This is a genomic window from Corallococcus aberystwythensis (assembly GCF_003612165.1).
GTDB classification, from domain to species: Bacteria; Myxococcota; Myxococcia; order Myxococcales; family Myxococcaceae; genus Corallococcus; species Corallococcus aberystwythensis.
This window is the reverse complement of sequence record NZ_RAWK01000307.1, coordinates 1-10,997: the sequence shown is the minus strand read 5'-3', so window position 1 is coordinate 10,997 and position 10,997 is coordinate 1. Positions and strand designations below refer to the sequence as shown.

The following is a 10,997-nucleotide window of genomic DNA, read 5'->3' as shown; positions in this document are numbered from 1 at the left end:
TGAAGGGCGGGCTCGGGCGGGTCCATCAGGTGTTCGCGGGCAAGCTTGATGAGCTGCTCGAAGAACTGAATACGGTGCTTGTCGCATGAATGAGAACAATCTGCCTGCGAATTGGATTCGCACTGCTCTGTCAGAACTAGGAACTTGGTCTGGCGGGGGCACGCCATCTAAATCAAATCCAAATTTCTGGAATGGAGAAATTCCATGGGTTTCTCCAAAGGACATGAAGGCGGAGTTCATTTTTGATGCCGAAGATTACATCACGAAGACAGCAATCGAGCAGTCGGCAACTCGATTGGTGCCGGTGGAATCGGTTCTCGTCGTGACTCGAAGTGGCATCCTGGAAAGAACTCTTCCAGTCGCGACCACAAAGAAGCCAGTTGCCATCAATCAAGACCTAAAGTCGCTGACGCCACGAAAGGGAGTCCGGGCAAGATACGTCGCGCTTGGCCTCAAAGCGTTCGAACAGCGCATCCTCAAAGACTGCACCAAATCCGGGACAACAGTTGCAAATGTGGAGTTCGCGTCGTTCCTGCGGTTTGAAATACCGCTCGCGCCGACGAGCGAGCAGGACCGAATCATTGGCGAGGTCGAGAAGCAGTTCACTCGGCTCGACGCCGGAGTCGAGGCACTCAAGCGCGTACAGGCGCAGCTTAAGCGGTACCGGGCTTCTGTCCTGAAGGCCGCGTGCGAAGGACGGCTCGTTCCGACCGAGGCCGAACTCGCCCGCCGCGAAAAGCGCGACTACGAGCCCGCCGACAAGCTCCTCGCGCGAATCATCAAGGAGCGCCGCGCCCGCTGGGAGGCCGATCAGCTTGCCAAGATGAATGCAGCTGGAAAGCCGCCCAAGGATGACAAGTGGAAGACGAAGTATGTCGAACCTGCGCCTGCCGTGGCCACAGGGCTAGCTCCCCTACCCCAAGGTTGGACATGGGCACGATGGGAGCAGGTTGGGTTTTCGCAGAACGGGCGACCGTTCCCGAGCAAGGACTACTCCGAGTCAGGGACGAAGCTACTGCGGCCCGGAAACATGCACGTCTCGGGAAGACTACAGTGGACGGCAGACAATACTCGACACATGCCGGAAGCCTACGCAACCGAGAACCCAGACCTCATCTTGAGAGGCAATGAAATCGTCATCAATCTGACGGCACAGTCACTCAAGGATGAGTTTCTTGGCCGCGTTTGCCTCACGGATCCTAACGAGCGCTGTCTCCTGAATCAGCGACTCGCAAGGTTGACGCCAGTTCTCCTAAGCCATGGTTTCTGCCTTTGGATGTTCAAGGCATGGGCTTTTCGGAGGTTTGTTGATGGGTTGAACACCGGCAGCCTTATTCAACACATGTTCACGACGCAGATTGCCGACTTCCTGGTGGCACTGCCGCCTCTTGCAGAACAAATGCGGATCGCAGCAGAGATCGACCGCCGTTTCTCCACCATCGATCACTTGGAGATGACTGCCGATGCGGCTACACGCAGATCATCTACTCTTCGTGTCGCTATTCTTCGTAGTGCATTCGAGGGTTTGATCACCCCTCAGTTGGATGAAGACGAACCGGCCTCAAGGCTCCTAGAGCGCATCCGTGCCACTGTGGGAAACCAGCCTGTGCCTAAACAGGGCCGATCCAGGCAGACCACCACTGTCCCGAAAATGAAGGCAGTCCGATGAGCAACCACTCGGCCCAAATTGTTCAGAAGCTCTGGAACTACTGCGATGTCCTCCGGGACGATGGCCTCTCCTACGGCGACTACATCGAGCAGCTTACGTTCCTCCTCTTCCTCAAGATGGCTCACGAGCAGACACAGGCTCCGTGGAACCGGCCTTCGCCCGTTCCCAAAGGTTTCGACTGGCCCAGCCTGATGAGCAAGGAGGGCGACGCGCTCGAAACCCACTATCGCCACCTGCTGGAGACACTGGGCAAGTCGAAGGGGACGCTGGGACTTATCTTCCGCAAAGCCCAGAACAAGATTCAGGACCCCGCGAAGCTGCGCCGCCTCATTGTGGACCTGTTGGACCGCGAGCAGTGGTCGAGCCTCGACGCCGACGTGAAGGGTGACGCCTACGAGGGCTTGCTGGAGAAGACGGCCTCCCAGTCCGGTGCCGGGCAGTACTTCACCCCACGAGCGTTGATCCGCGCCATCGTGGACGTGGTTCAGCCCAAGCCAGGGGAGACCATCATCGACCCGGCCGTGGGCACCGGCGGCTTCCTGCTCTCGGCCCACGACTACATTGTCAGCAACAACAAGCTCGACCGGGACCAGAAGAAGCACCTCAAGCTGGAGGCGCTCCGAGGGTGGGAGATCGCCGATACGCCCGCCCGCCTGTGCACGATGAACCTGTTGCTCCACGGCGTTGGCGGTGATGAGACACCCATCGTCGTCGTGGATGACGCCATTCGCAGTGACCCGGGCAAGCGGTGGAAGATCGCTCTCTCCAATCCGCCCTTCGGCCGCAAGTCCTCCGTCACCGTCATCAACGAGGAGGGCGAGCAGGAGAGGGAGACTCTCACCGTTGTGCGCGACGACTTCTGGGCCTCCACGAGCAACAAGCAGCTCAACTTCGTGCAGCACATCAAGACGCTGCTGGAGGTGAACGGGCGCGCGGCGGTGGTGGTGCCCGACAACGTGCTCTTCGAGGGCGGAGCGGGAGAGACGATCCGCCGCAAGCTGCTTCACGAGTGCGACGTGCACACCCTGCTGCGGTTGCCGACGGGCATCTTCTACGCGCAGGGCGTGAAGGCGAACGTGCTGTTCTTCGAGAAGAAGCCGGGCCGGGAGAAGCCGTGGACCGAGAAGCTCTGGGTCTACGACCTGCGCACGAACAAGCACTTCACCCTGAAGACGAACCCGCTGAAGCGGGCGGCTCTGGACGAGTTCGTTGCCTGCTACCAGCCGGAGAACCGGCACCAGCGCAAGGCCACATGGTCCGAGAAGAAGGCTCCAGAGGGGCGCTGGCGTTCGTACAGCTACGAGGAGTTGCTCCAGCGGGACAAGGTGAGCCTGGACATCTTCTGGCTCAAGGACGAGTCGCTGGAGGACTCCGCGAACCTGCCTGCTCCGGACGTCATTGCCGGTGAGATTGTCGACGACCTGCGTGCGGCACTTGAGCAGTTCGAGGCGATCCAGACAGACCTCTCCCGCATCGGAGGAACCGGAGTCCGCTCAAGAGCAGGTGGTGGGAGCTGACCGGCGTAGGAAGGCCACGACGCGGGCGGAACTCAGCCCGCGTCCAGCCAGAAGAAGTCATCGCCACTGGCGAGGGCCTTCTCCAGGAACTCACCGAATGACGCAGCCACCTGGCGTGTTTCGGCCGGGTCGGGAAACGTTTCGTGGAACGCGTCAAGGAGCGGGAAGCGCCCATCCTGCGTACGCGAGACGTCGGCGATGATGTAGTCGCCGTCCTGGAGATAGAGGACGGTGTACCAATTGGGTGGACCGTCCTCCTCCCGCTCACTGCCTCGAATGGCGGCTCGTGCGCGCCTGATTTCATCGAGCGAGAGGATCCGGTAGTTCGCGGTCAGCCGGGGACGAAAGAGCGATGCGCCGTTGCAGTGCAGATAGAAGGCGCGCAGGTCCGAATCCAACCGCCAACCCACGCGTGCCTCGAAGGCGGCAATCTGCCCAGGCGTCGCCGGAGGCTCCGGGAAGTGGAGCCGAGAGACTTCAGCCAGCAAGCGTTCCATGAGGGGCGGCATGGGCTTAGTCGACGTAGGGCCGCGCGGGCCCAGGCATGCTCCATTGGCCGCCCCCGGCGTAACAGGCCGGGTACTGCTGGTTGAGCACCTGATGAACGTCCGGTGGGACGGGTAGCACGTTGGAGGGGGCGACGGGCGGTCCACCGTGCCAGAGGTCGAAGATGTGGTGTCCCTCCCAGAGAGTACCTCCGCTCTGGGGCCACGCTCCGAACTCCTCCGCCCATGTTTCCCGGAACCTGTCGCGAGCCCGATTCCAGATGCGTCGCTGCTGGCTCACATTGGAAATGGTCGAGTAGTCGCAGCAGCAATGGGTGATGGCAAGCCGGCCACCGGCTTGCGCCGGAAGCAACAAGAAGCGCCCCCGCCAATCCCCTTTGATGTCGGCCAGCCACATGCAGCCCTTGAGCATCCGGCCTTGCGCGGCGCACTTCCTTCCGCATTCGGAAAGGAACGCGTCCGTACACTGCCAGGGGCCGTAGTAGATGGTCGTCTGAAGTTGCCCGCCGTCCGGCGTGTTGACCACCGAGCCGACCCACTTCGCCGAAGCGGGCCGGCCCACACCACCGACGGTAGCGGAGCCGCACCCGACAAGTGCGGCGATTGCGACTGCGCACGCGGTGCGCGAGTAGGATTGAGAGGTTGGCATCGCGCTACACGTCAGCACGACGGACGGTGAAAGTTAACCACTGCGGAAGAATGATGCCTGGTTGCGCTCCTGAACCCCGTCCAGCCGTCAGACAGGTCTGCGGAACAGGTCGCCCAGGTCGGCAGGCAACTGAGAGGCCACGGCGGCGACCTCGTCCTCGGGGATTCGGTCGCGCACGGCGGTGAACACCGCGGTGACGACGCGGAAGGCCTGGTCGGGCTTGATGCGCAGGTGGTCCGCCACGTCGGTGATGAACTCATCGCGGCCAATGCGTTTGGCGCGTGAGGGCCCCCGGTGCACCGTGCAGGCGCCCAGGATGGCGCCAATGCCGCCGGTCAGCGCGCGGTAGAGCTTCACGTCCTCGCCATCCGACAGCCGCCGGGCGAGCGAGCAGAACACCGCGCTGGCGGCCTCGCGGGCCTCCAGGCCCTGGCTGTGCATGACCGCGTCGCCCTGGATTTCGTCCAGGAACGGCTGGAGGTCGAGCGACTCGTCGCGCTCCTTCACGGGCACGGCGTGGGTGTCGGGAGGAACAGGCGTGGCCATGGCGGCGTCTCCGAAGGTTCGGGGCCCCGGTCGGGGCCGTGTTCCGGAGACGCTGCGCATGTGCCAGGGCGCCTGCATCGTCCCAGGGCGCCGGGGCGCGGTGGCTTCAGGGCCCCGGCCTGCCGCCTGCCGTTACGGACAGCCGCAGTAGTAGTACTGGGTATACGTCTCCGTCTGGCACCCGCGCGTCGCCTCGCGCCCGTCACAGAAGTAGTACCGCAGGCCGCACTCGACGCCGTTCTCGTAGAAGTACTGGGCGTAATGGACCGAGTTGTTGGTGCAGGCCAGGGCGTTCACGTCGGCCGGGTTCTCGGACGGCGTGGCGGAAAGCGTGGCCTCTTCGCCCACGTCCTCCATCCCGCCCCCGCAGCCCGCGACCAGCCCTGCGAACATCAGCGCTCCAATCATTCCTCGCATGCTTCCTCCTGGTGAAAACCCGGTTGAACAGCACCTTGAGGATAGCTCGGATTCCCTCTGGCCCGCGTCAGGGCCGCAAGGAATGACCTTCAGGAAGTGGACAGGAGGCGCTTGAAGCCACTACCCGTGCGGCACGGGCCGGGGCTCCTCGTGGACGGCGTCCGAGTCGTCCCCGCCCTTCCCCTTGCGCAGCCGGTTTCCCAGCCGCGTCTTGAGGCGGTCCGCGACGACGTAGAACGCGGGCACCACGAGCAGGCTGAGCACGGTGGAGACGGACAGGCCGCCCAGCACCGCGATGGACATGGGGGCGCGCGTCTCACTGCCCGCGCCCAGCGCCAGCGCCGCCGGCACCGCGGACATCATCGTCGCGGTGGACGTCATCAGGATGGGACGCAGGCGCACCGGGCCCGCGCGCAGCATGGCCTGCATCGCGTCCGCGCCCTGCTCGCGCTGCTGGAGCGCGTAGTCCACCAGGATGATGGAGTTCTTCTTCACGATGCCCATCAAGAGCAGCAGGCCAATCATGCTGAAGATGTTCAGCGTGTTCCCCGTGACGAGCAGCGCGAACGACGCGCCCGCCACGGACAGGGGCAGGATGGTCAGCACCGTCACCGGGTGCAGGAACGAATTGAACTGCGCGCCCAGCACCATGTACGCGACGGCGATGCCCATGAAGAGCGCGAAGATGAGGCTGCTCATGGAGTCGCGGAACGCCACGCTCGCGCCGCCCGCCACCACGCGGATGCCTCCAGGAAGGTCCTTGCCCAGCGACTCCACCGTGGCCAGCGCCTCCTCCTGATTGGACCCCGGCGCCACGTTGGCGAAGAGGCTGATGGCGCGCTCACGGTCGCGGCGGGTGATGGCCTGGAGCGCGGGCAGCTCCTCCTGCGACACCAGCGACGACAGCGGCACCAGCGCGTTGTTCGCCGTGCGGACCTTGAGCAACGACAGGTCCTCCGGCCGCGAGCGCTGACTCGCGAGCAGGCGCATGCGCACGTCGATGCGCCGCCCGCCGCTGCTGTACTTGCCCACACGCACGCCGCCCACCAGCGCGTTCACCGTGGACGCCACCGCCTGGATGGGCACGCCCACGTCCGCCGCGCGAGCGCGGTCCGGCGTAATCCGCAGCTCCGGCTGGCCCAGCTGGTAGTCCGTGTCCAGGTCCACCACCTTGCCGGACGCCTGGAGCTGCTCGCGCAGGGACTGGCTCGCCTCCACCAGCTTGTCCCAGTCCGACCCGCGCACGCTGAACTCCACCGGGAAGCCGCGCTGCGCGGTGAAGCCCGCCTGGGACAGGTCCTGCACCACCGCGCGCAGCCCCGGGTAGCTGTTGAGCTCCTTGCGCAGCACCTGCGCGAACTCCGCCTGCGTCATGCGCTGGTCCGTCGGCACCAGCGTCAGGTTCATGTTGCCCGCGTTGACGCTGGAACCGCTGCCACCGCCGCCCACCACCACGAACACGCGCGTGACCTCAGGACGGCTGGCGACGAACGCCTCCGCGCGCTTGAAGAGGCGGTTGGTCTCCTCCAGGCTGCTGCCCACCGCCGTCTGAAGGCGCACGGACATGCGGCCCTGGTCCTGCGACGGGACGAACTCGCCCGGCAGCGCCTTGAACGCGAACGCGCTCAGGATGAGCATCGCCACCGCGACCAGCAGCACGCGCCAGGGCCGCACCAGCCCCCAGCCCAGCACCCGCGCGTACAGCGCCTCCAGCTTGGAGAAGGCCTTGTCCACCACCACGCCAATGCGGCTGCGGTGCTCGCGCGACGTCTTGAGCAGCTGCGCGCAGCGCGCGGGCGCCAGGGTGATGGCCTCCACGTAGGACAGCAGCACCGCCACGCACAGCGTGACGCCGAACTGGAGGAAGAACCGGCCGATGATGCCCTTCATGAAGACGACGGGCAGGAAGATGGCCACCACCGCCAGCGTCGCCGCCAGGGCCGCGAAGGTGATTTCCGCGGTGCCCTCGCGCGCGGCGCGCACCCGGTCCTTCCCCTCCTCCGCGTGCCGGAAGATGTTCTCCAGCACCATGATGGCGTCGTCCACCACGATGCCTACCGCCAGGGCCAGGCCCAACAACGTGAAGGTGTTGAGCGTGAAGCCCAGGAAGTAGATGACGGCCACCGTTCCCAGCAGCGACATGGGAATGGCGAGCACCACGTTGAGCGTGCTGGAGAGCGACCCCAGGAACACCCAGCACACGAACGCGGTGAGGATGCACGCGAGCAGGAGCTCGAACTCAATCTCGTGCACGCTCTCTTCGATGAACTGCGTCGAGTCGAAGTTGATGGTCGCGCTCATGCCCTCCGGCAGCTCCTTCTGGAGCTGCGCCAGTTGCAGGCGCACCTCCTGGGCCACCGCCACCGCGTTCGCGCCGCGCTGCTTCTTGATGCCCATGGCCTGCGCGGGCTCGCCGTTCACCCGGGCCAGGCGCCGCTCGTCCTCGAAGCCGTCCTCGATGATGGCCACGTCGTGCAGGTACACCGGGCGGCCGCTCTCTTCGCGCACCACCACGTTCGCCAGCGTCTCCAGGTCCAGCGCCTCGCCCATGAAGCGCACGTTCACCTCGCGCCCCTGCGTCTCGATGCGGCCGGCGGGCAGTTCCACGTGCTCGCGCTGGAGCGCGGCGATGAGGTCCGTGACGGTGAGCGCGTGCGCATCCAGCTTCTGCGCATCCACCCAGATGCGCACGTTGCGCTCCAGCAGGCCGCCCAGGATGACCTCGCCCACGCCGGGCACCGTCTGCAGGCGCTCCTTCACGCGGTAGCGCGCGAAGTCGCTCACCACCTGCTGGGAGAAGGGCCCGGACACGCCCAGCCACATGATGGGCTGGTCCTCCGGGTTGGACTTGGAGACGACGGGCGGGTCGATGTCCAACGGCAGCCGGCGCTGGGCCTGGCTCACCTTGGTCTGCACGTCCTGCAACGCCAGGTCCACGTTGCGCGACAGGTCCAGCTCCACCGTGATGTTGGCGCTGCCCTGGCGCGCGGAGGACGTGATGCTCTTGACGCCCTCCACCTGCGTCACGGCCTCCTCGATGAACTCGACGACGTCCGACTCCACCGCTTCCGGGTTGGCGCCTTCCCACGACACGGAGATGTTGATGGTGGGGAAGTCCACGTCCGGGAACTGGCTGATGCCGATGCGCTGGGCCGCCACCAATCCGAAGATGATGGTCGCCGCCATGATCATCCAGGCGAACACCGGCTTCTTGATGCAGACGTCGGTGATGCTCATGGCCGGCCCTCCGAGGCCGCATTCGCGTTCGTGTCACCGCGGGCCTCGGCTGGGGGCTGCTCTCCGCCCACCTTCGGCTTCGGGCGCTCCTGATCCACGCGCACCGCCACGCCGTCGCGCAGGGCCTCCGCGCCGCGCACCACCAGCGTCTCGCCGGGCTTGAGGCCTTCCTTCACCTCCACCTGCCCGTCCGGTGTGCGCAGTCCCAGCTCCAGGATGCGCTCGCGCGCCTTGTTGTCCGTCACCACGAATGCCAGGAAGCCGCGCTCGCTGGGGCGGATGGCCGTCTGCGGAATCACCGGGCTGCCGCCACGCGACTCCACCGGCACGATCACCGTGGCGAACGCGCCCGGCCGCAGCTTCTTCGCGTCCTCGCCCGTCACCTCCGCGGTCACCGCCACCATGCGGCTCTGCGCGTCCGCGCTCGCGGACACGTAGGTGATCTTCGCGGAGTACTGCCCCCCGTCCGAGCGCACCGTGAAGCGCGCGGGCATCCCCGGGGTGATGCGCGTCACGTCCGCCGCGGGCACGTTGAAGCGCAGGAGCAGCGGCTCACGGCGCAGGAGCGTGGCCAGCACCACGCCCGGCTGCACGTACTGGCCCGTCTGCACGGTGCGCGTCTGGAGGACGCCGTCCATGGGGGCGCGCACGAAGGCGTCGCGCTGGTTGAGCTGCGCCTGATCCAACAGCGCCTTCGCCGCCGCCACGTCCGCCTGGGCGGTGGCGGCGCGGGCCTGGTACGTCTCCAGCTGTTCGGCGGGCAGCAGGCCCGGGCTCTGCGCGTTGACCTCCGCGCGGCGCTGGGCGCCGGCCTTCGCCTCCACCAGCGCGGCCTGGGCCTTCTGCAGCGCGGCCTCCGCGGAGCGCACGGCGATGGCGTAGCGCGCGGGTTCAATCTCCGCGAGCGTGTCGCCCTTCTTCACCACCTGCCCTTCCGCGAAGTTCACGCGCTCCAGGGCGCCCGGGACGCGCGCGGTGATCTGCACGCTCTCGAAGGCCTCCACCGCGCCCACGGCGCTGACCGCGTACTCCACGTCGCGCGACTGCACGGGCGCGACCTCCACGGGGAACTGGGTGGGGCCCCGCCCCGCGCCCTTGCCGCCCTGCGCGGGCGCGTCCTTCTTGCAGCCAGGGGCCAGGGACAGCATGGCCAGCGACAGGGCCAGGACTCCAGTGCGTTGCATGGCCTTCACGGTTCCTTCCCCAGCGGATTCAGTCCGACAGCGGCCCTCAGGCCCAGCAGTGCGACACCCAGCCCATAGCGGTTCTGCGCCAGCGCGACCTCCGCCTCGAAGAGGCTCAAGGACGCGTCCGCCAGGGTGAGGGCGGTGGACAGACCCTGGCGGTAGAGGATGCCCGTTTCCGCGGCGTTCTTGCGCGCCGCCTTCGCTGCCTGCTCGCTCTGCGCGAGCGCGGCGCGGGCCGTCTCCAGATTCACCCGCGCCTGCTCGATGTCCACCGGCACGCGGCGGGTGGCGGCCTGGGTGTTCAGCTCCGCGGCGTTGGCGTTGGCCACGCGCTCGTCGCGTTCGGCGTAGCGGGCGCCGCCATCGAAGAGCGTCCAGGTGAGGTCCACGGCGAGGAAACCGTCACCGACGTTGCCGTTGAGGCCCGCCTCGTTGGTGAGGCGGTATTGGGCGCTCGCGCCCAGGGACGGCAGCAGGCGCGCCAGGGGCTCCTTCGCGCTCTCCCGCAGCGAGCGCACGCGCAGGCGCGCGGAGAGGATGTCCGGCCGCCGGTCCGTGGCCCCTTCGGTGAGCAGCTCCAGGGAGGGCGCGGGGCGCACGGCGTCCGCGAGCAGCGGCTCCGGCGGCGCGAGCTCCCCCTGCACCGGCTCCACGAGGAGGTAGCCCAGCTCCAGGCGGCTCGTCTCCGCGGTGCCCAGGGCGGCGGCGAGGTTGGACTCAGCGGTGGCCAGCTCCAGCTCCGCGCGGGTGACGTCGTTGGTGCTGGCGAGCCCCGCGGTGGCGCGGGCCTGCGCGTCCGCCAGGCTCTGCTTCGCGTAGGCCAGGCGCTGCTCGGCGGCCTGGTAGACCTGCTGGTTGGCCAGGGTGACGAGGAAGGCATTGGCGGCGCTGAAGGCCACCTGGCGGCGCGTCTCCACGGCATCCAGCTTGGACGCCTCGCTCTCCAGCTTCGCGGCCCGGTAGAGGGGGAAGCCGCGCGCGTCGAAGAGGGTCATCCGGCCGGAGAAGACCGCGCCCAGGGCGTTGTACTTCTGGAGCACGACGGTCTGTCCGCCCACCTCGCGCGTGGACTCACGCAGACGGCGCGTGTAGGTGCCAGTGGCCGCGATGGTGGGGAGGAAGAAGGCGCGGGCGCGGGCGACGCGGGCCTGGGCGGCCTCGGCGGTCTGTCCCGCGGCGAGCACGGCCTCGTTCTTCTGCGAGGCGAGCTCCACGGCACGCTCCAGGGTCATCGGAGCGGCGCCGGAGTCCTGCCGGGGGGGCTTGGGG

General features: G+C 66.9%; 8 protein-coding genes. 2 read left to right on the top strand and 6 right to left on the bottom strand.

Going from position 1 to position 10,997, the window contains the following annotated elements; translation table 11 throughout:
- Positions 1-85: 85 nt before the first annotated feature.
- Both D7W81_RS35250 and D7W81_RS35245 read left to right on the top strand, forming a co-directional pair.
- Positions 86-1,669, top strand: coding sequence for a restriction endonuclease subunit S (locus D7W81_RS35250; protein WP_120559772.1), 1,584 nt, complete (start codon positions 86-88; stop codon positions 1,667-1,669).
- Complete coding sequence (locus tag D7W81_RS35245) at positions 1,666-3,186, top strand: class I SAM-dependent DNA methyltransferase (RefSeq protein ID WP_120559771.1); 1,521 nt, start codon at positions 1,666-1,668, stop codon at positions 3,184-3,186. Before D7W81_RS35250 ends, D7W81_RS35245 begins: the two co-directional genes overlap by 4 nt.
- A gap of 32 nt (positions 3,187-3,218) precedes the next feature.
- Here the strand turns inward: D7W81_RS35245 and D7W81_RS35240 are convergent, their stop codons facing one another.
- From D7W81_RS35240 to D7W81_RS35210, 6 genes are all read right to left on the bottom strand, one after another.
- A complete protein-coding gene (locus D7W81_RS35240; RefSeq protein ID WP_244227659.1) occupies positions 3,219-3,683 on the bottom strand; it encodes an SMI1/KNR4 family protein in 465 nt (154 codons plus the stop codon).
- A 745-nt stretch (positions 3,684-4,428) separates the two neighbouring features.
- Positions 4,429-4,887 (bottom strand): DUF2267 domain-containing protein, encoded by a 459-nt coding sequence (locus D7W81_RS35230; RefSeq protein ID WP_120559768.1) that lies wholly within the window; start codon positions 4,885-4,887, stop codon positions 4,429-4,431.
- 132 nt (positions 4,888-5,019) lie between these two features.
- Positions 5,020-5,304, bottom strand: coding sequence for a hypothetical protein (locus D7W81_RS35225; protein ID WP_147445734.1), 285 nt, complete (start codon positions 5,302-5,304; stop codon positions 5,020-5,022).
- Between the two features lie 120 nt (positions 5,305-5,424).
- Positions 5,425-8,541, bottom strand: a complete 3,117-nt coding sequence (locus tag D7W81_RS35220) for an efflux RND transporter permease subunit (RefSeq protein ID WP_120559766.1) — start codon at positions 8,539-8,541, stop codon at positions 5,425-5,427.
- Positions 8,538-9,725 (bottom strand): efflux RND transporter periplasmic adaptor subunit, encoded by a 1,188-nt coding sequence (locus D7W81_RS35215; protein WP_208721584.1) that lies wholly within the window; start codon positions 9,723-9,725, stop codon positions 8,538-8,540. Before D7W81_RS35215 ends, D7W81_RS35220 begins: the two co-directional genes overlap by 4 nt.
- 5 nt (positions 9,726-9,730) lie before the next feature.
- On the bottom strand, positions 9,731-10,997 hold a 1,267-nt coding region (locus D7W81_RS35210; RefSeq protein ID WP_147445733.1), incomplete at its 5' end, for a TolC family protein.